At 75.5% G+C, this 19439-nt stretch carries 21 protein-coding genes; 10 read left to right on the top strand and 11 right to left on the bottom strand.

Going from position 1 to position 19439, the window contains the following annotated elements; genetic code table 11:
* Positions 1-6: 6 nt before the first annotated feature.
* Genes GCU67_RS21930 through GCU67_RS12370 form a run of 4 tightly spaced genes read right to left on the bottom strand, consistent with a single transcriptional unit; the run spans position 7 to position 2961 of the window.
* Entirely contained in the window at positions 7-543 is a 537-nt protein-coding gene (locus tag GCU67_RS21930) for a sensor histidine kinase (RefSeq protein ID WP_338104979.1), read from the bottom strand.
* Positions 474-1238 carry a hypothetical protein gene (locus GCU67_RS21925; protein ID WP_246215019.1) on the bottom strand — a complete coding sequence of 255 codons (765 nt, stop codon included), beginning with the start codon at positions 1236-1238 and terminating at the stop codon, positions 474-476. The genes GCU67_RS21930 and GCU67_RS21925 overlap by 70 nt, the downstream gene beginning before the upstream one ends.
* A complete protein-coding gene (locus GCU67_RS12375) occupies positions 1235-2062 on the bottom strand; it encodes an ABC transporter permease (RefSeq protein WP_163611513.1) in 828 nt (275 codons plus the stop codon). The genes GCU67_RS21925 and GCU67_RS12375 overlap by 4 nt, the downstream gene beginning before the upstream one ends.
* A complete protein-coding gene (locus tag GCU67_RS12370) occupies positions 2059-2961 on the bottom strand; it encodes an ABC transporter ATP-binding protein (RefSeq protein WP_163611512.1) in 903 nt (300 codons plus the stop codon). Before GCU67_RS12370 ends, GCU67_RS12375 begins: the two co-directional genes overlap by 4 nt.
* Positions 2962-3102: 141 nt before the next feature.
* Here GCU67_RS12370 and GCU67_RS12365 point away from each other — a divergent pair, with 141 nt between their 5' ends.
* A complete protein-coding gene (locus tag GCU67_RS12365) occupies positions 3103-4581 on the top strand; it encodes an AlkA N-terminal domain-containing protein (RefSeq protein WP_163611511.1) in 1479 nt (492 codons plus the stop codon).
* Positions 4578-5114, top strand: coding sequence for a methylated-DNA--[protein]-cysteine S-methyltransferase (locus GCU67_RS12360; protein WP_338104966.1), 537 nt, complete (start codon positions 4578-4580; stop codon positions 5112-5114). Before GCU67_RS12365 ends, GCU67_RS12360 begins: the two co-directional genes overlap by 4 nt.
* Positions 5115-5118: 4 nt before the next feature.
* Here the strand turns inward: GCU67_RS12360 and GCU67_RS12355 are convergent, their stop codons facing one another.
* On the bottom strand, positions 5119-5559 hold the full coding sequence (locus GCU67_RS12355) for a VOC family protein (protein WP_163611510.1): 441 nt from the start codon (positions 5557-5559) through the stop codon (positions 5119-5121).
* A 73-nt stretch (positions 5560-5632) separates the two neighbouring features.
* On the opposite strand from GCU67_RS12355, the gene GCU67_RS12350 reads away from it, so the two are divergent.
* On the top strand, positions 5633-6883 hold the full coding sequence (locus tag GCU67_RS12350) for a DNA recombination protein RmuC (protein ID WP_246215018.1): 1251 nt from the start codon (positions 5633-5635) through the stop codon (positions 6881-6883).
* Positions 6884-7272: 389 nt separating this feature from the next.
* The gene (locus GCU67_RS12345; RefSeq protein WP_163611509.1) at positions 7273-7821 is read left to right on the top strand and encodes a DUF6542 domain-containing protein; all 549 of its coding nucleotides are present in this window, start codon (positions 7273-7275) and stop codon (positions 7819-7821) included.
* An 82-nt stretch (positions 7822-7903) separates the two neighbouring features.
* Here GCU67_RS12345 and GCU67_RS12340 read toward each other — a convergent pair whose 3' ends face one another.
* The gene (locus tag GCU67_RS12340; RefSeq protein WP_163611508.1) at positions 7904-8878 is read right to left on the bottom strand and encodes a 4-hydroxy-3-methylbut-2-enyl diphosphate reductase; all 975 of its coding nucleotides are present in this window, start codon (positions 8876-8878) and stop codon (positions 7904-7906) included.
* 100 nt (positions 8879-8978) lie between these two features.
* Here GCU67_RS12340 and GCU67_RS12335 point away from each other — a divergent pair, with 100 nt between their 5' ends.
* The 4 genes from GCU67_RS12335 (at position 8979) to GCU67_RS21915 (ending at position 12704) form a co-directional block, all read left to right on the top strand.
* Entirely contained in the window at positions 8979-10247 is a 1269-nt protein-coding gene (locus tag GCU67_RS12335) for a hypothetical protein (protein WP_163611507.1), read from the top strand.
* A gap of 111 nt (positions 10248-10358) precedes the next feature.
* Complete coding sequence (locus tag GCU67_RS22835; RefSeq protein ID WP_163611506.1) at positions 10359-11204, top strand: D-alanyl-D-alanine carboxypeptidase family protein; 846 nt, start codon at positions 10359-10361, stop codon at positions 11202-11204.
* A 49-nt stretch (positions 11205-11253) separates the two neighbouring features.
* Positions 11254-12489 carry an exodeoxyribonuclease VII large subunit gene (xseA, locus tag GCU67_RS12325; protein ID WP_163611505.1) on the top strand — a complete coding sequence of 412 codons (1236 nt, stop codon included), beginning with the start codon at positions 11254-11256 and terminating at the stop codon, positions 12487-12489.
* Entirely contained in the window at positions 12486-12704 is a 219-nt protein-coding gene (locus GCU67_RS21915; RefSeq protein WP_163611504.1) for an exodeoxyribonuclease VII small subunit, read from the top strand. The genes xseA and GCU67_RS21915 overlap by 4 nt, the downstream gene beginning before the upstream one ends.
* Before the next feature lie 4 nt (positions 12705-12708).
* Here the strand turns inward: GCU67_RS21915 and GCU67_RS12315 are convergent, their stop codons facing one another.
* Entirely contained in the window at positions 12709-13491 is a 783-nt protein-coding gene (locus tag GCU67_RS12315) for a DUF4245 domain-containing protein (RefSeq protein ID WP_246215017.1), read from the bottom strand.
* A gap of 68 nt (positions 13492-13559) precedes the next feature.
* On the opposite strand from GCU67_RS12315, the gene glpX reads away from it, so the two are divergent.
* Entirely contained in the window at positions 13560-14612 is a 1053-nt protein-coding gene (glpX, locus tag GCU67_RS12310) for a class II fructose-bisphosphatase (protein WP_163611503.1), read from the top strand.
* 27 nt (positions 14613-14639) lie between these two features.
* Here glpX and GCU67_RS12305 read toward each other — a convergent pair whose 3' ends face one another.
* The 3 genes from GCU67_RS12305 to GCU67_RS12295 all read right to left on the bottom strand — a co-directional run bounded on the left by GCU67_RS12305 (position 14640) and on the right by GCU67_RS12295 (position 16484).
* Complete coding sequence (locus GCU67_RS12305) at positions 14640-15305, bottom strand: DUF1707 SHOCT-like domain-containing protein (RefSeq protein WP_163611502.1); 666 nt, start codon at positions 15303-15305, stop codon at positions 14640-14642.
* Positions 15306-15345: 40 nt separating this feature from the next.
* The gene (locus GCU67_RS12300; protein ID WP_163611501.1) at positions 15346-15678 is read right to left on the bottom strand and encodes a hypothetical protein; all 333 of its coding nucleotides are present in this window, start codon (positions 15676-15678) and stop codon (positions 15346-15348) included.
* 206 nt (positions 15679-15884) lie between these two features.
* Positions 15885-16484, bottom strand: coding sequence for a hypothetical protein (locus GCU67_RS12295; RefSeq protein WP_163611500.1), 600 nt, complete (start codon positions 16482-16484; stop codon positions 15885-15887).
* Between the two features lie 156 nt (positions 16485-16640).
* Here GCU67_RS12295 and GCU67_RS12290 point away from each other — a divergent pair, with 156 nt between their 5' ends.
* Positions 16641-18044: an aspartate ammonia-lyase gene (locus GCU67_RS12290; protein ID WP_163611499.1), complete on the top strand. Its 1404-nt coding sequence runs from the start codon at positions 16641-16643 to the stop codon at positions 18042-18044.
* A 48-nt stretch (positions 18045-18092) separates the two neighbouring features.
* On the opposite strand, the gene GCU67_RS12285 is transcribed toward GCU67_RS12290, so the two are convergent.
* Positions 18093-19439 (bottom strand): AMP-binding protein, encoded by a 1347-nt coding sequence (locus GCU67_RS12285; RefSeq protein ID WP_163611498.1) that lies wholly within the window; start codon positions 19437-19439, stop codon positions 18093-18095.

Below are 19439 nucleotides of genomic sequence, written 5' to 3'. Positions count from 1 at the left end.
CGCGCGTCATCGGACCGGCACCCGGACGGTGACCCGGGTGCCCCGGCCCGGCTCGGACGCGACGTCGACCGCGCCGCCGGCCTCCTCGGCTCGGTCCCGCAGCCCGGCCAGCCCGATGCCCGGGGCCCCGGCCGGGTCGAAGCCCACGCCGTCGTCCTCCACGTGCACTGCCACGACGTCCCCGACCCGGCTGACCCGCAGCACCACCGCGCTGGCCGCGGCGTGCCGGCGGACGTTGGTCAGCGCCTCCTGGGCGCCGCGCAGCAGCACGATCTCCTGACTGCGGCTCAGCCCCTGGTCCGGCGAGCCGAGTGCGGCGGTGTCCAGCCGGGTGGCCAGGCCCGTCTCCCGGCCGAAGCGCTCGGTCAGCCGCTCCAGGGCCTCCACCAGCGTCGCGGAGTCCAGCGCCACCGGCGCGAGCGCGGCCACCATCGCGCGCGCCTCGGCGAGGTTCTCCCGGGCCACCTCCTCGATCAGCGCCACCCGCTCCGCCGCCGCACCAGGGCTGCCGGGCAGTTGCCCCGTGGCGGTCTGGGCCAGCACCACGATGCTCGTGAAGCCCTGGGCGAGGGTGTCGTGCACCTCCGGGCCAGCCGCTCCCGCTCGGCCAGCGCGCCCTGCTGGTGGTGGGCCTCGGCCAGCTCGGCGCGGGTCGCCTCCAGCTGCTCGATCAGGTCGGCCCGCTCCTGGCTGGTGGCCAGCAGGCTGTGCACCCACAGCCCCATCGCCAGGCTGAACACCATCCCGACCAGGGTCTCCCCCGGCCCCCACAGCGGTTCGTCGCCGCGCGCCCAGGCGACGAACGGCCCGGTGGTGCTGGCGGCGGCCAGCACCACCGTCCACACCACGCCCGCCGGGACGGTCGGGACGACGAACCACACCTGCGGGTAGGCCAGGAACATCAGGAACAGCAGCGAGGGCTCGATCCAGGCGACGACGCCGATCACCAGCACCAGCAGCGCGAGGTACGCCGTCGCCCGCGTGGAGTCGCGCCTGGTCAGCGCCGGCGTGCCCAGCACCACCCAGCCCACCACCAGCGCGAGCAGCGCACCGACCAGCAGCGGCCGCGGCCCGCCGTCGGCGTCCACGACCGCGACCGCCCGCACCAGCGCCGTCCCGACCATCGCGGCGAACGCGACGTGCCAGACCCGCACGGCCGTCCGCCAGCCCCGCTCGGACAGCGGGGCACCGCCGTCCCCCCACGTGGGGACGGCGGCGACCCGGACCCGGGACCTCACCCGGCGGCCCGACGCCAGCGGAAGGTCCTCGCACACACCATGACGCCGATGATCACCCATGCGACCAGCACCAGGGCGGTCCGGCCGTGCTCCCACCCGCCGGCGACCTCGAACGCGCCGGCCTGCTCGGGCAGGAACGCCGAGCGCATCCCCTGGGTCAGCCACTTCAGCGGGAACAGCGCCGCCACCTGCTGCATCCAGCCGGGCAGCTCGGTGAAGCCGAAGAAGACCCCGGAGAAGAACTGCAGCACGATCGCGAAGCCCGAGACGGTCGTGGTGACCGACGACGCGCTGCCGGGCAGCGCCGACACCGCGATGCCGAGCACCGTGCCGGCCAGCGCGCCCAGCGCGGCGACCCACAGGAACGTGAGCCAGTGCCCCAGGTCGGCCGGCATCGGGACGTCGTAGGCGTAGCGGGCCAGCGGCAGGAGCAGTGCCAGCTGCACCGCCGTGGTCACCAGCACCTGGCCCGCCTTGCCCGCGAAGTAGGCCGCCGGCGGGGTGCCCAGCAGCTGCAGCCGGCCCAGCAGACCGGCCTCGCGCTCGGCGGAGATCGCCGTCCCGACGGCCTGGAAGCTGCTCAGCATGATCCCGGTGGCCGCGATCCCGGCCAGGAAGTACTGGGCGAAGGGGACGTCGCCGGGGCGCTCGTCGCCGCCCAGCACGGACGCGAAGATCACCATCATCACCAGCGGGTAGGCGAAGGAGAACACCACCTGCTGGCGCTCACGGGCGAACAGCCGCAGCTCCAGGCCGACCCGGGCCTGCGCGATCCGGGCGGTCGAGGGCGGCGCCGGCCGGGCGGGGGTCAGGGTGCTGGTCATCGGGGGTCTCCTCCGGAGGTGGCGCCGACCAGGGCGAGGTAGACGTCCTCGAGGCCGGGGCGGGTGACGGACAGGTCGGGCACCTCGCCGCACGGGTGTGCGGCGAGCAGGTCGCGCAGGACGCCGGCGGGCTGCTCGGTGCGCACCTCGCGCCAGCCGCCGGGCTCCCGCCAGCGCACGGTGGCCTCCCGGCGCAGCGCGGCACCCAGCTCGGCCGGCGGGGCGACCTCGACCAGCCGCCCCCCGGCGACGACGCCCACCCGGTCGGCGAGCTCGGCGGCCTCGTCCAGGTAGTGGGTGGTGAGCAGCACCGTCGTCCCGTCGGCGCGCAGGTCGCGCACCAGCTGCCAGAACTGCCGCCGGGCGACCGGGTCCATGCCGGTCGTCGGCTCGTCGAGGAACACCAGCTCCGGCCGGCCCTGGACGCCGAGGGCCACGGCGAGCCGGCGCCGCTGGCCGCCGGAGAGGCTGCCCACCCGGGTGTCTGCCTGCTCGGTCAGGCCGACGGCGGCGAGCAGCTCGTCGACCGGACACGGGGTCGAGGTGTACCGGGCGAAGTGGACGAGGGTCTCCCGGACGCTGAGCGCCTGACCGGCGCCCTCGCCCTGGCTGACCACCCCCAGGCGGGCCCGCCAGGCCCGGCCGGCGGTCGCCGGGTCCTCCCCCAGCACCGACACCTCCCCGGCGTCGCGGCGCAGCACGCCCTCGAGCACCTCGATGGTGGTGGTCTTGCCCGCCCCGTTGGGACCGAGCAGCGCGAAGCACTCCCCGCGCCGCACCTCCAGGTCGAGCCCGTCGAGCACCGTCGTCCCGCCGTAGGCCTTGACCAGCCCGCGGACCGTCACGGCCGGTGTGTCCCCGGTCCGCACCGGCGGCCGGGCCACCTCTGTCGTCGTCATGCCCTGAGCCTGTCCGCGCCCGGCGCCCGGCGGGACCGCCGATCCGGGGGTCCGCCGTCCACCGGTCGATGGACGCCGGGGCGTCATCGTCGCGTCCGAAAGCCGCCAGTCGGGGTGGCGCCGCGGTGCCATGCTCGGGTCATGACGACGCCTGCGCTGGACGCGGAGCGCTGCTACCGCGCCGTCGCCGGCCGCGACCCGCGCTTCGACGGGTGGTTCGTGACCGCGGTGCGCAGCACGGGCATCTACTGCCGGCCCTCGTGCCCGGCGCGCACCCCGCTGGAGCACAACGTCACCTTCCACCGGACCGCGGCCGCGGCCCAGGCGGCCGGTTTCCGCGCCTGCCGCCGGTGCCGGCCCGACGCCGTCCCGGGCTCACCGGAGTGGGACGTGCGCGCCGACGTCGTCGCCCGCGCCATGCGGCTGGTCGCCGACGGCGAGGTCGAGCGCAGCGGGGTGGGCGGGCTCGCGGCGCGGCTGGGGTACTCCGAGCGCCAGCTCAACCGGCTGCTCACCGGCGAGCTCGGCGTCGGGCCGCTGGCCCTCGCCCGGGCGCAGCGCGCCCAGACCGCACGGCTGCTGATCGAGACCACCCGGCTGCCGATGGCCGACGTGGCCTTCGCCGCCGGCTTCGCCAGCATCCGGCAGTTCAACGACACCGTGCGGTCGGTCTTCGGGACGACGCCGTCGGGGCTCCGCCCGGCGACCCCGCGCACCGAGGGCGGCGCCCCGGGCTGGCTGACCCTGCGGCTGGCCGCCCGCGCCCCCTTCGCCGCCGACGAGGTGCTGCTGTTCCTGGGCGCGCACGCGGTCCCCGGCCTGGAGGAGTGGGACGGGACGACGTTCTCCCGGGTGCTCGACCTGCCGCACGGGCCGGCCGTCGTCCGGCTCTCCCCCGGCGCCGGCGCCTCGGTCACCGCCCGGCTGCAGCTGGCCGAGCTGCGCGACCTCGGGGTGGCCGTGGCCCGCTGCCGGCGACTGCTGGACCTCGACGCCGACCCGGCCGCGGTCGACGCCGTGCTCGGCACCGACCCGGCGCTGGCCGACCTGGTCGCCGGCGCGCCCGGCCGTCGGGTGCCCACCGGGGTGGACGCCGACGAGGTCGCCGTGCGCGCGGTGCTGGGGCAGCAGGTGTCCGTCGCCGGGGCCCGCACCCTCACCGCCCGGCTGCTCCCGCTGGCCGGGCGGCCGCTGCCGGAGCCGGTCGGCACCCTCACCCACGCCTTCCCCCGCGCCGCCGACCTCGCCGCGGCCGACCTGTCCGACGTCGGGCTGACCGGTGCCCGGCGGGCGGCCGTCGGGACGCTGGCCACCGCGCTGGCCGACGGCACCGTGTCGCTGGGCCCCGGTGCCGACCGGGACGAGGCCCGCCGGTCGCTGCTGGCCCTGCGCGGGATCGGCCCCTGGACGGCGGCGCTGGTGGCAATGCGCGGGCTGGCCGACCCCGACGTCTGGCTGCCCGGCGACCTGGCCCTGCGCCGCAGTCTGGCCACGCTCGGCAGCTCCGACGCCGACGCTGCCGCCCGCTGGCAGCCGTGGCGCTCCTACGCGGTGATGCACCTGTGGGCGCTCGCCGTGCCGTCCTTCTTCACCCGTCCCGTCGATCGGAGCCTGTCGTGAGCCGCACCTCGATGAGCACAGCCCGCTACGCCACCGTGAGCACCCCGCCCGGGCCCTTCACCGTCGTCGTCACCACCGGGCCGGACGGCGGGGACGTCGTGCTGGCCAGCGGCTGGACCGACGACGTCGGCGACCTGCTGCCCGTCGTGCACCGGTCGCTGCGGCCCGACGGCCTGGAGAGCGCGGACACGCTGCCCGTGCTCGACGTGGTCACCGCCTTCGCCGACGGCGACCTCACGGCCATCGACGCGGTGCCGGTGCAGCAGCGCTCCGGGCCGTTCCTGACCGACGCGTGGGAGGTGCTGCGCACCGTGCCGCCGGGCGAGCCCGACACCTACGCCGGGTTCGCCGCCCGCTGCGGGCGCCCGGCGGCGGTGCGTGCCGCTGCCGGGGCGTGCGCGCGCAACGCCGCCGCGCTCTTCGTCCCCTGCCACCGGGTGCTGGCCACCGGCGGCGGGCTCGGCGGCTTCCGCTGGGGGACGCCGGTCAAGCGCTGGCTGCTCGACCACGAGGCCGCGCACGCCGGCAGCTGAGGCGTCAGGACGCCGGCGCGACGAGCTCCAGGTTGATGTCGTCGGGGTCCTGCAGCGACAGGATGGACAGGCCCGAGTCGGCGAAGTCGATGACCTCCCCGTGCTCGACCCCGGCGGCGTCCAGCCGGGCCGCGGCGGCGACCAGCTCCGCGCGCGAGCCCACGGTGAGGCTGACGTGGTCCAGCCCGACCCGGGTCGAGTCGAACCGGTCGCCGGCGTCGGCGACCGGGCGCAGGCCGAACAGCCCGTCGCCGACCGGGAAGATGCAGCCGCCGTAGTAGCGCGCCGGGTCCTCCGACACCCCGGGCTGACCGGCCTGGTCGCTGGTGTCGATGACCGGGTCGACGCCGAGCAGCCGGCGGTAGAACTCCTTGGACCGGCCGATGTCGGTGACGGTCAGGCGGACGTGGTGGATGGCCCGGGGCTGGGCCAGCGGCTCGGTCATGGGGTGCACTCTCGGCCATGTCGCCGGTGCGCGCTCCCCGGAAGTGTCGGGGCGCTGTTGCACCCTGGTCGCCATGGACGCCGCCTCCCTGCTGCTCGGGCTCCTCGTCGGCGCACTCCTCGGCATCGCCATCACCCTGGGCGTGGTCGCGCTGCGCAGCCGGCCGACCGCGGCGCCCGACGCCCTCGAGCCGGTGCACGAGTCGCTGGACCACCTGCACCGGGTCCTGGCCGGCATCGAGCGCGACCGGGCCACCGCACACGGTGAGCTGCGCGAGCAGGTCGGCACGATCGGCCAGACCTCGGCGCTGCTGCGCCAGGAGACCGCCGCGCTGGTCACCGCGCTGCGCACCCCGCACGTGCGTGGCCGCTGGGGCGAGCTGCAGCTGCGCCGGGTGGTGGAGGTCGCCGGGCTGATGGAGCACTGCGACTTCGTCGAACAGCCCCCCGGCACCACCCCCGACGGCGCCCGGGTGCGCCCCGACCTGGTGGTCACCCTCGCCGACGGCCGCCAGGTGATCGTCGACGCCAAGGCGCCCTTCACCGGCTACATCGAGGCGGTGCAGGCCACCGACACCGGCGTGCGCGCCCAGCGGGTCGCCGACCACGCCCGGCAGCTGCGCGCCCACGTCGACGAGCTCGCCGCCCGGCAGTACCCGAGCGCGTTCGGCTCGTCGGCACCCTTCACCGTGCTCTTCGTCCCCTCCGACGGGTTCCTCACCACCGCGCTGGAGGCCGAGCCCGCGCTCCTGGAGCACGGCTTCGCCCGCGACGTCATCATCGCCACCCCCAGCACGCTGCTCGCGCTGCTGCGCACGGTCGCCTACTCCTGGCGGCAGGAGCGGCTCGCGCAGGACGCGGCCGCGGTGCTCGAGGTCGGCCGCACGGTGCACGCCCGGCTCAGCACGCTGTCGGGCCACCTGACCCGGCTGGGCTCGGCCCTGGGGTCGACGCTCACCCGCTACAACGAGACGCTCGGCTCCTACGAGCGGTCGGTGCTCGTCGCCACCCGGCGCTTCGACGACCTCGGCGTCGCGGGCAGCCCGGTGCCGGTGCCCACGCCGGTCGAGGGGTCCGTGCGCGTGCTCCGCTCGGCGTCCGACGGCGACACCGGCGAGGACGACGCCGGACCGGACGCCGCCCGGCACACCGGGGAGCTCCCGATCCCGGGCCTGTCGGTGCCGGGGCTGCCGGTGCACACCACCTCCGGCCCGCTGCCCCCGGTCTCCGTCCCGATCGCCGGCCGGGCGGTCCCGGTCACCGAGCTGCCCGCCGTCCCGGCGCCCGCGCGGCACGCCGCGAGCTGGCAGGGCACCGGCGACTGACCCTCCCCGCCGGTGGCGCGCGGGGTGTGACGTCCGCCTCCTCCCCGTCTGCCGGACCGTGCGGCAGGCGGGCGCACGGGGTCGGTGGGGCGGTTGGGACACGGTTCTGCACATCCCCACACCGGCAGTCGACGACATGGGCGACATCTGACCCGCCGAGCGGGCGAGGTGCAGCGTCTACTCAGGGAGGGCCGATACCGTGGCCCGACCCGGTGGTGCGCTGTGGTGCTCCGCCGTCGAGGAGGAGGTGCACCATCGCTCCGGTCACTGTCAGTGCCAGGCGGGAGGACGCCGTGCGTGCAGAACGCAGCGAGGCCGGTCAGGTCTCGGGGCGCGGCTACCCGTCGCCCCGTGCCGGGGGCAGCGCCCAGCGCAGCGGAGGCGACTCCATGCGCGACACCGGGGGCCCGTCGCCGCGCGACCGCGGTCCCCGCGCACCGCAGGGCCGCCCCTCCGTGCCCGTCGACTCCCGCCGGGGCCACCCCGGTGAGCAGCGTCGCCCGTCGGCTCCCCCGCCGCCGGGTGCCCGCGACGGACGGCGCACCGGCGCCTCGGCTCCCGTCCGGCGCGTCGAGTCCGCCTCGGGTCCGCGGGTGCACGGCGCCCTGGCCGTCCTCGGGGTCTTCCTGGTCACCCTGGTCGCCGCCGCGATCGACTCGTTCCTCAGCTCCGGCCTCGGCCTGGTCACCGTCGTCGCGCTGACCGCCAGCACCGTGGTCGCCGCCCTGGTCACCCGCCGGCGCGACCTGCTGACCGTCCTGGTCGCCCCGCCGCTGGTGTACGTCGCGGTGGCGGTCGTGAACGTGGCGCTGGCCCCCGCGGCGACGCTGAGCCTGCCGTCGCTGGCGACCCTGCTCGTCCGCGGCTTCCCCGCGATGGGCGTGGCCACCGCCGCCGCCGTCGTCGTCGGCCTGTTCCGGCTGGTCGCCCGCCGCTGACCTCCCCGCACGCAGGAAGGGCCGGCACCCCGTGGGGTGCCGGCCCTTCCTGCGTCCTGGCCCCTGTCCGGGGCCCGGGTCGTCAGGCCTTCTCGTCGACCGCCAGCGTCGCGCGGCGGGTCTTCAGCTCGTGCGGCAGGGCGAACACCAGCCGCTCCTCGGCCGCCTTCACCGTCTCCACGTCCGGGAAACCGCGCGCGGCCAGCCAGTCGAGCACCTCGCTGACCAGGATCTCCGGCACCGAGGCGCCGCTGCTCAGGCCCACGGTCTGCACGCCCTCGAGCCATGCCTCGTCGATCTCGGAGGCGAAGTCGACCAGGTACGAGGCGCGGGCGCCGGCCTCCAGCGCCACCTCGACCAGCCGCACCGAGTTCGAGGAGTTCGTCGAGCCGACCACCAGCACCAGGTCGCACTCGCCGGCCATCTGCTTCACGGCCTGCTGACGGTTCTGCGTGGCGTAGCAGATGTCGTCACTGGGCGGGCTCTGCAGACCGGGGAACCGGGCCTTGAGCGAGTCGACCTTCGACAGCGTCTCGTCGACCGACAGCGTGGTCTGGGACAGCCACACGACCTTCTCCGGGTCGCGGACCTGCACGTTGGCGATGTCCTCGGCGTCGTCCACGAGCTGGGTGTGGGCCGGGGCCTCGCCCATCGTGCCCTCGACCTCCTCGTGCCCGCGGTGGCCGATCAGCAGGATGTCGTAGTCGTCCTTGGCGAACCGCTTGGCCTCCATGTGCACCTTGGTGACCAGCGGGCAGGTCGCGTCGATGGTGAGCAGCGACCGCTCCTTCGCCTGCTCCTTCACCGCCGGGGAGACCCCGTGGGCGCTGAAGACAACGACCGCGCCCTCGGGCACCTGGTCGGTCTCGTCGACGAACACCGCGCCGCGGCGCTCGAGGGTGGCCACGACGTGCTTGTTGTGGACGATCTGCTTGCGGACGTAGACCGGCGCGCCGTGGATCTCAAGCGCCTTCTCCACCGCGATCACCGCCCGGTCGACGCCGGCGCAGTAGCCCCGGGGATCGGCCAGCAGGACGCGTCCGCGCGGTTCAGCCATGCCCCCATCGTAGGTGCGTCTCCGGCCCTGCGACGGCACGTTCGAGTGGTGGGCGTCTCGTCGTGCTGCCGCAGAAGCCCAGGTGGGGCACGCTGGGGGCATGGCTCGAGAGATCCCCGAAGTGGTCCGTGCGGCCGCCGGACTGGCCGTCACCGTCCTGGACGAGGCGCGCAAGCTGCCCGCGACCCTGCCCGGGCTGCCGGTGCGGCTCATCGGGCTGGCCCTGCAGTCCTCGCTGAAGCTGCAGCAGGAGTACTCCGGGCTGGTCGCCCGGGGCGACGAACTGATCGACGGGCTCGTCGGCGGTTCCGGCGGTGGCCTGGCCACCTTCGACGACGACGACGACCTCCCTGCTCCGGCTGCCGCGGCGGGCGCGCTGCGCACCTCGCCCTTCGACCTGGTCGAGGAGGACCCGGAGGAGGCCGCCGAGCTCGACGCCGAGGAGCTGGCCGACGCCGACCTGGTCGACGAGCAGCTGGTGGCCGAGGAGCTCGCCGACGAGCTGGCCGACGCCGACCTCGCTGAGGTCTCCCTCGACGACCCGCCCGCGGAGGTCTCCGCCGAGGCGCTCATCGAGGCCATCGCCGAGGACGACGCCGAGCTCTCCCCCGCCGAGGTCGCCGCGCTGCCCGCCGACCCGGAGGCCGACGCGATCACCGCCGCCGTCGACGAGCTGGCCGCGGAGGTGGCCGACGAGGTCGCCGCCGAGGTGCCCGACGCCGTCCCGGACGAGGTGCTCGAGGACCTGACCGCCGACGCGGTCACCGAGCTGGCCGAGGACGAGGAGTCCATCGGTGCGGCGGTCGCCGAGGAGCTGATCGCCGACGCAGCCATCGGCGGGACGCCCCCGGAGGACTCGACCACGTCGGGCGAGACGGTAGCCGACGAGATGGTGGCCGACGAGACCGTGACCGACGAGACCGTGCCCGGGCTCGACCCAGCTGCCGAGGTCGTCCCCGCCGTCCCGGCGGTCGACTCGGCACCGGCCGACGCGCCCACGGAGACCGGGTCGACCGACACCGGGTCCAGCGACACCGCGCCCTCCGACACCGCGCTCCCCGACACCGCGCTCCCCGACAGCACGCCCACCGACGGGAGCGGTGACGGCGACGTCCTCACCACCGCCGACGGCGCGGACGAGGCCGTCGAGCAGCCGGCCGACGAGGCGGCGCCGGGTGAGCCGGCGCCGGTCAGCCCGGTCGAGGGCTACGACTCCTTCAGCATCCCGGCCATGCGCGGGCGCCTGCGGGCCTACCCGGCCGAGACGGTGGCCGACCTGCTCGACTACGAGCGCGCCACCCGGGCCCGCGCGCCGTACGTGACGCTGCTGCAGAACCGGCTGGAGAAGCTCAGCGCCGACCGGGGCTGAGCCGCCCGGACGCCGGGCCGACCGCACCACCTGCGGTCGGCCCGGCCGGTCTCCTGCCAGGATCGGGCACCGTCCGGTGAGTCGACGCCGGCCACCGATCGGGAGGCACCAGTGACCCACGGCAGGGGCGGCTCCGGCGTGCCCGCTCCCCGGCGACGGCGCACCCGCCTGTGGTCGCTGCTCGGTCTGCTGGTCGTGGCCCTGGTGGCCGGTGCCGTCCTGGTGGTCGAGCAGGTGCGCTCCCCGGCGGCCCCGCCGACACCCGCCGCCCAGCCCGCCGCGGTCCCGGCGCCACCGACGCCCACCCCGACACCCACCCCGACACCGACGCCCACGCCGTCCTCCAGCGCGCCGGTGGCACCGGCCTTCGACCGGACCCGGTTCTCCCTCGACGACCCGACCAGCCCCTGGGTCGTGGTCAACAAGGCGCGTCCCGTCTCCCCGGTCGACCACGCGCCGGCCGACCTGGTGTCCGTCGGCGGCGGGTACGAGCTGCGCGCCGAGGCCGCCGGGGCCATGCAGGCGATGCTCGCCGGTGCCGCCGCGGAGGGGCTGACGATCACCGTGCAGAGCGCCTACCGCTCCTACGACTACCAGGTGGGCGTGTTCCGGGCTCAGGTCGCGCGCTTCGGGGAGGCGCAGGCCGAGATCCAGGTCGCCCGCCCCGGCCACAGCGAGCACCAGACCGGGCTGGCGGCCGACGTCGGGGGCGGCGGCTGCGACATCGACCGGTGCTTCGGCGCCAACGACGAGGGCCGCTGGGTGGCCGCCCACGCCGCCGAGTACGGCTACGTCGTCCGCTACCCGGAGGGCCGGACCGAGGTCACCGGCTTCCGGTACGAGCCCTGGCACGTGCGGTACGTGGGGGTCGAGCTGGCCACCGAGCTGCAGCGCACCGGCACCCCGACGCTGGAGGAGTTCTTCGGCCTCCCCGCCGCCCCCGGCTACCTCCGGTGACGGCAGGACCCCGGACGCACGACGCGGGGTGGGTGGGACCCTTGCTGCCGTGACCAGTCCCTCCTCCCCGGAGCAGCCGTGGCCGGTGCGCACGGTGTCCCGCAAGGTGGCCGAGTGGATCGGACGGCTCGGTGAGGTCTGGGTCGAGGGGCAGGTCGCCCAGCTGTCCCGCCGCGGCAACGCCGCCACCGTCTTCCTCACCCTGCGCGACCCGGCCGCCGACCTGTCCATCCCGGTCACCTGCCCGCGGGACGTCGCCGACCGGCCCGGGCTGGAGCTGACCGAGGGCGCCCGGGTGGTCGTGCGGGCCCGCCCCGACTACTACGTGGCCCGCGGCTCCTTCTCCCTGCGCGCCACCGAGATCCGCGCCGTGGGGCTGGGTGAGCTGCTCGCCCGGATCGAGCGGATCCGCCGGCTGCTGGCCGCCGAGGGGCTCTTCGACGCCGCCCGCAAGCGCCCGCTGCCCTTCGCCCCCGCCGTCATCGGTGTGATCACCGGCCGGGAGAGCGCCGCCGAGCGCGACGTGCTGGTCACCGCCCGCCGCCGCTGGCCCGCCGTCCGGTTCACCGTGCACAACTGCGCCACCCAGGGCCCGACCGCCGCGGAGTCGGTGATCGCCGGCCTGCGCAAGCTGGACGCCGACCCGGCCGTCGAGGTCATCGTCATCGCCCGCGGCGGCGGCTCCGTCGAGGACCTGCTGCCCTTCTCCGACGAGGGCCTGGTGCGCGCCATCGCCGCCACCCGCACCCCGGTGGTCACCGCCGTCGGGCACGAGACCGACACCACGCTGGTCGACCACGTCGCCGACGTCCGGGCCGCCACCCCGACCGACGCCGCGCACCGGGTGGTCCCCGAGATCGGCGAGCAGCGGCGGCTGGTCGAGGGGCTGCGCGCCCGGGCCCGGCACCTGCTGGGCACCCGGCTGGACCAGCAGGAGCGCTGGTTGGAGCAGGTGCGCAGCCGCCCGGTGCTCGCCGAGCCGCAGCGCCTGCTGGCCGGCCGGGCCGACGACGTCCAGGGGCTGCGCACCCGCGCGACCCGCACGCTGACCCACCGCATCGAGGTCGCCGACCGGGACCTGGTGCACGCCCGGGCGCAGGTGACCGCGCTGTCGCCGGCGGCCACCCTCGAGCGCGGCTACGCGGTGGTGCAGCGGGCCGACGGCGCCCTGGTCCGCGACCCCGCCGAGGTGGGCGACGACGAGCAGCTGCAAGTGCGCGTCGCCGGGGGTCGGCTGCCGGTGCGCGTCGACCGGGCGGCCACCGGGGAGGATGGGACACCGTGAGCACCCCCGAGCCCGCGTCCGCCGAGCCGACCCAGACCTACGAGCAGGCCCGCGAGGAGCTCGCCGACGTGGTGCGCCGGCTGGAGAGCGGTGGGCTGACCCTCGAGGAGTCGCTGGCGCTGTGGGAACGCGGCGAGCAGCTGGCCGAGGTCTGCCAGCACTGGCTGGACCGCGCCCGCGAGCGCCTGGCCGCGGCAACGCCCGCCGAGGACTGACGCCTCAGGGCGCGTAGGGCTCCAGCGAGGCGGCGAGGGCGGTCAGCTCCTCGTCCCCGGCCGAGCCGGTGACCAGCAGGGTCGCGCCCTCGTCGGCCCGGGTGAGGGCGGTCTCCCCGCGGTCGGTGGTGCGTCGCTGCCAGGTCTCCCCGTCGATCTCCGCGGTGCCGGCGTCGGTGGCCCCGGCGAGGACGTCGTCCAGGGCAGGGTCGCGCGGGTCGTCGCTGACGACGTAGGAGGCGTACTCCTCCTCCGGGGTGAACCAGCCGATCTGCAGGGTCACCGGGTCACCGGCCGAGGCCGACCCGGCGTTGGTGCGCACGCTCGTCGGCCGCCACGCGTCGGGCAGCCCGCGCGGCACCAGCAGCGGGTAACCGGCCAGCTCGGCCGTCGCGCGCTCGGAGCTGGTCGGGTCGACCTCGCGGACCGGGTCGCTGGCGTTCTGCCGCAGCGTCGGGAAGACCACCAGGATCAGGCAGATCACGATCAGCGGCAGCAGCGACCGCACCATGTTGGCCGCGGTGAAGCGCTGCATCCGCTTGATCGACGCCGACGTCGCCTGGACCGCCTGCTCGGGCGCCACCGGCTCGCCGGCGGCCGTCGCGCTGGAGGCGTCCACCGGGACAGCGCCGGAGGCGTCCACCGGGACAGCGCCGGAGGCGTTCACCGGCACAGCGCCGGAGGCGTTCACCGGCACGGCGCCGGAGGTGTTGTCCGGGACAGCACCGGAGGGGCTGGCGGGGACCTGCTCGCCGGGGTGCTGGGCGGGCCGGCCGGGATCGGTCATGCCCCTAGGATCGCAGCACCGCTCACCCCGGCGCCGACAGCGTCGCCGGGCAGCCTCCCGGAGGTCTCGTGTCCCTGCCGCTCCCCGATGGCCCGCTGCCCGCACCGTCCGACTACCGGGGGCCGGCCGACCGGCCGCCGCCGGACCGCAACCTCGCCATGGAACTGGTCCGGGTCACCGAGGCCGGGGCGATGGCCGCCGGCCGCTGGGTCGGCCGCGGCGACAAGAACGGCGGGGACGGCGCTGCCGTCGACGCCATGCGCGCGATGATCGGCACCGTCCGGATGCACGGCGTGGTGGTCATCGGCGAGGGCGAGAAGGACGAGGCGCCGATGCTCTACAACGGCGAGGAGGTCGGCGACGGGCAGGGCGGCTCCTTCGACGTCGCGGTCGACCCGGTCGACGGCACGACGCTGATGGCCAAGGGCATGCCCAACGCGATCTCGGTGCTGGCCGTGGCCTACCGCGGCTCCATGTACGACCCCTCGGCCGTCTTCTACATGGACAAGATTGCCACCGGTCCGGCCGCCGCCGACGTCGTCGACATCACCGTGCCGGTCGCGGAGAACGTCCGCCGGGTCGCCAAGGCCAAGGGCGTGGCCCCCCGGGACGTCACCGTCTGCATCCTCGACCGGCCGCGGCACGAGCAGCTGGTCCAGGAGGTGCGCGACGCCGGCGCCCGGATCACCTTCATCTCCGACGGGGACGTCGCCGGGGCGATCGCCGCGGCCCGCGAGGGCACCGGCATCGACCTGCTGATGGGCGTCGGCGGCACCCCGGAGGGGATCATCGCCGCCTGCGCGCTCAAGTGCCTCGGCGGCGCCCTGCAGGGCCGGCTCCGCCCGCGGGACGACGCCGAGCGGCAGAAGGCCCTGGACGCCGGCCACGACCTCGACCGGGTGCTGCACATCGACGACCTGGTCACCGGCGACGTCTACTTCGTCGCCACCGGGATCACCGACGGTGAGCTGCTGCGCGGCGTGCGGTACCGCGCCGACGGGTGCACGACCCAGTCGCTGGTGATGCGCTCGCGGTCGGGCACGATCCGCTCGATCGAGAGCCTGCACTCGCTGGAGAAGCTCGAGCAGTACGCCGCCGTCCCCTTCGGCTCCGGGAGCTGAGGGTCCGCCGTCCCGACCCCCCGCTGCTCAGGGCAGCGGCGGCAGGTCGGGACGGCGGGCGGCCAGCCGGTCCAGCAGTGCCCGCCAGCGGCTGGGCGACTCCCCCGGCGCCAGGCTGCGCAGCCGCAGGTCACCGAACACCGTCCAGCCCCGCACCAGCACCCGCGGTGTGCCGGGCAGCCGGTGCACCGGCGCGAGCTCGGTCCGCCGGTCGCCGAAGACCGTCCAGCCCTCGATCTCGGCGTCGACGCCCTCGCTGACGATCACCTCGACGTCGCCGAAGACCGTGCCCAGCTGCAGGTGCAGCGTGTCGGCGGAGGTGCGCAGCCCGCGCAGGTCGATGCGGACGTCACCGAACACGGTGCTCGCCCGCTCCGGCGGGCCGGTCGTGGGGCTGAGCCGGACGTCGCCGAACACGGTGCTCAGGCGTCTCGGGCCGCGCTCGCCGACGACCTCGACGACCGGCGGCTGCCCCGTGCCCGGTGCGGGCAGGTCGGCCAGCAGCTGGTCCAGCTCGGCCGTGGTCGCGGCGGCGTAGGCGGCGGCCGCGCGCTGGCCGAACTCGCCGAGGTCCAGGCGCCCCTCCCCGACCGCGGTCTGCAGCCTGGTCACCACGGCCTCGCGCTCCTGGTCGGAGGCGCGGACGGTCGGCACCGGCGCCGCGTCGGTCCCCTCGGCCGCGTCGTCCGTCATGGGGCCGATCCTGCCCGACCGGTGCGCCCGGCGGGGCGACTCAGGTGTCGTAGAAGACGTCGGCGCAGAAGGTCTCCTCCCCCGCCGTGCGACGGCCGGCGCAGGTGTCGCCGTACGCCTCGTAGTCCGAGCCGGGGAAGGACTCCAGGTACAGGTCGTCACAGGGGTTCATCTGCCCGTCGGAGCACTGCTGCGCCAGCCGGTCCAGGTCCGTGTCCTCACCCAGCCCGGTGGGCGCGAGGGTGGCCGCGGGGGCCGGCACGGGCACCGGCGGGGCGGAGAACGGTCCCGGGCCCGAGGCCGGGCGCACGACGAGCAGGACGGTCAGCACCAGGACGACCGCGGCCAGCACGGCGACCAGGCACCAGAGCACGCCGGTTCGATTCGGCGGTGGGGCAGCGTGGGGCGGCCACGGCTGTGGTGGCCCGAACTGCGGCCCGTACTGCGGCCCGTACGCGGGCTGGCCGTACACGGGCTGCCCGTACGGGGGCCGGCCGTGGGGCTCCGGCCAGGGGTGTCCGGGCTCCCCCGGGTGGGGGTGGGCGGCCGGTGGCTGCGACATGGCCGGTCCTCCGCCGGTCAGTCGAGCTCGGTGCAGGCGTAGACCGAACCGATCTTCACCCGGCCGCCACAGGTGCCGCCGTACTGCTCGTAGTCCGACATCGGCGGCGCCTCGAAGTACAGGTCGTCGCAGCTCTGCAGCTCGCCGCCGAAGCAGTCCTGCGCGTAGGCGTCGAGCACCGGGTCCGGGCCCAGCTCACCCGGCTCGACGGCGGGGAACTGCTCGGGCGCGGGCATCCCGTAGGGGTCCAGCGCCTCCTCGTCGTCGTACTGGTAGCCGTACACGCCGATGTCGTCGTACATGCTCGAGGCGATGTTCTCACCGGCGACGGCACCGGCCTCCACGACCACCTCGCGGGCGCCGGCCAGCAGGAGGACGACACCGACCAGGGCCGCCACCAGCGCACCGGCGGCCGCACCCGCCAACACGAGCACCACGCCCCGCGCGCGCCCCCGTCCAGGCACCGGCTCGGGGGCCGCCGCAGCGGGCGCCCACCCACCGGACGGCGTCGACCCGGACGACGGGGTCCATCCGGAGGACGGCGTCCAGGCGCCGGCCGGCGGCTGCTGGTACGGGGACGCGCCGCCCTCGGGCGGGGGCTGCGTGGAAGCGGACACGGTCACTCCTGGAACTCGGGGTCGCGCGGAGCGTAGGGCCGCCGGCGCGCCCCGCGGCCTCCCCGGGCCGACGGGGCCGGGCCGCGTCATCCCCCCGAGGGATCTAGGGTCGCTCCCGCAGCACCATCACCATCCACACCACACCGGGAGCGCAGCGTGGCCACCGAGACCGCCGGCGGGGACTACCGCATCGAGCACGACTCCATGGGCGAGGTCCGCGTGCCCGCCTGGGCGAAGTGGCGGGCCCAGACCCAGCGGGCCGTGGAGAACTTCCCCATCTCCGGCACGCCCATCGAGCGCGAGCTGATCGCCGCGCTCGCCGCGATCAAGGGCGCGGCCGCCGGCGTCAACGCCTCGCTGGGCGTCCTGCCCGGCGACGTCGCCGAGGCGGTCTCCACCGCCGCTGCCGCGGTGGCCCGCGGCGACTGGGACGACCACTTCCCCATCGACGTCTTCCAGACCGGCTCGGGCACGTCGAGCAACATGAACACCAACGAGGTCATCGCGACCCTGGCCACCGAGGCCCTGGGCTCGCCGGTGCACCCCAACGACCACGTCAACGCCTCGCAGTCGTCCAACGACGTCTTCCCCTCGGCGATCCACGTGGCCACCACCGGCGCGATCGTCCGCGACCTGGTGCCGGCGCTGGAGCACCTGGCGGCCTCCCTCGAGCGCAAGGCCACCGAGTTCGCCACCGTCGTCAAGAGCGGCCGCACCCACCTGATGGACGCCACCCCGGTCACCCTGGGCCAGGAGTTCGGCGGCTACGCGGCGGCCGTCCGTTACGGCATCGAGCGGCTGCAGTCCTCGCTCCCCCGGATCGGCGAGCTGCCGCTGGGCGGCACGGCCGTGGGCACCGGCATCAACACCCCGCCCGGCTTCGCCGCCGCGATCATCGAGCGGCTGGCCGCCGACCAGGGCCTCCCGCTGACCGAGGCGCGCAACCACTTCGAGGCGCAGAGCTCCCGCGACGCGCTGGTCGAGGGCTCCGGCCAGCTCAAGACCATCGCCGTCGGGCTGATCAAGATCGTCAACGACCTGCGCTGGATGGGCTCGGGCCCGCGCACCGGCCTGGGCGAGATCGCCCTGCCCGACCTGCAGCCGGGCAGCTCGATCATGCCGGGCAAGGTCAACCCGGTGATCCCCGAGGCCGTGATCCAGGTGGGCGCCCAGGTCATCGGCAACGACGCCGCGATCACCTACGCCGGCACCACCGGCGTCTTCGAGCTCAACGTGACCCTGCCGCTGATGGCCCGCAACCTGTTGGAGTCGATCCGCCTGCTGGCCAACGTCAGCCGCATCCTGGCCGACCGCTGCGTCGACGGCATCACCGCCGACGTCGAGCAGTGCCGCGTCTACGCGGAGTCCTCGCCCTCGATCGTCACGCCGCTGAACAAGTACATCGGCTACGAGGAGGCGGCGATCGTGGCCAAGCAGTCGCTCAAGGAGCAGAAGACGATCCGGCAGGTCGTCGTGGAGCGCGGCTACGTACAGCAGGGCAAGCTCACCGAGGAGCAGCTGGACGCCGCCCTCGACGTGCTGTCCATGACCCACCCGTGACCCGGCGGCGGGGACGGTGCGCCGTCCCCGCCGCGGCACCGGCCGTGGTCAGGCCGGCACGCGCCTGATCTTCTTCTGCCGGGCGCTGTGCAGCGGCCCGTCGGAGAGCACGACCCGCACGGGCACCTTGTAGGCGGCCAGCTGCCCGCTGCAGGCCCGCCGGACGCGCTTCTTGACGCTCTCGACCGGCTCGGGCTGCACCAGCACGACCGTGGCCACGACGACCTGGCCGAGCAGCGCGTGACGCTCACCGTGGACCGCGACGTCGGCGACGTTGTCCACGCCCAGCACGACCTCCTCGACCTCCGCCGGGTAGACCTTCTGGCCGCCGACGTTGACCAGGTCGGTCACCCGGCCGAGGACCCGGAACCACTCCCCGTCGACCTCGACCTCGTCGTGCGTGTCGAACCACCCCTCGGCGTCGAAGGCCGGCGGCGCGTTCAGGTAGCCCACCATGGCGAACTCCGACCGGATCTGCAGGACGCCGTCGACGACCCTGGTCTCGAAGCCCGCACCGCCCAGCCGCATCCACAGCGAGCCGTCCGGCCGGGACTCCGACCGCAGCACCCCCACCTCCGACAACCCGTAGGTCTGCTGCAGGACGACGCCGGGGAACGCCGCGCGGACCCGGTCGAGGGTGGCCTGGGGCATGACCTCGGTGCCGTAGGTGATCCGGGTCAGCGAGGAGAGGTCGTGCTCCCGGTCGGCTCCCGACGCCATCAGCAGGGTCAGGAACGAGGGGGTGGCCGGGAGCAGCTGGACGCGGTGCTCGGCGATCGCCGAGCAGATCGCGGTGACCGAGCGGTCGGCGACGGTCACCACGGTGCCGAGGCTGGAGGTGATGGCCAGCAGGGTGTTGATGCCGCCGAAGTGGTCCAGCATCAGGAAGGGGACGGCGACGACCGGCCGGCGCTGCCGGCGGAACTTCTCCGCGACCCGGCCCAGGTCGTGCAGCATGCCCTTGGGCGCCCCCGACGTGCCGGAGGAGAAGAGCACCAGCCCCGGCGCCCGGCGGGTGCGGAACTCCGTCAGCAGCGGGTTGTCCGAGGGCAGGTCGCGGCGCTCGATGCTGGCCAGCGCACCGTCGTCGTCGAACTCGACGTACCAGTCGCACCCGGACACCTGCAGCGCCACCTGCTCCTCGACCACCGAGGCGCGGGTCAGCGGGACGACCACGCACCGGCGGCCGGCCAGGGCCAGGAGCACGCAGAAGACCTCGGGCGAGTAGTCGCCCACGACGGCCACGGTGCTGCCCGGGGCCACCCCGGCCTCGGCCAGCCGGGCGTCGAACCCGGCGACCGCCGTGACCACCTCGCCGTAGGTCACCGTCCGCCCCTCGTGGACGAACGCGGTGCGCTCCGGGGCGCCGGCGAAGCGTTCGATCAGCCAGTCCAC

This window comes from Modestobacter muralis (assembly GCF_010682105.1).
In the GTDB taxonomy this organism is placed as follows: Bacteria; Actinomycetota; Actinomycetes; order Mycobacteriales; family Geodermatophilaceae; genus Modestobacter; species Modestobacter muralis.
The sequence above is the reverse complement of the archived record's forward strand: the minus strand, read 5'-3'. Positions and strand labels throughout refer to the sequence as shown.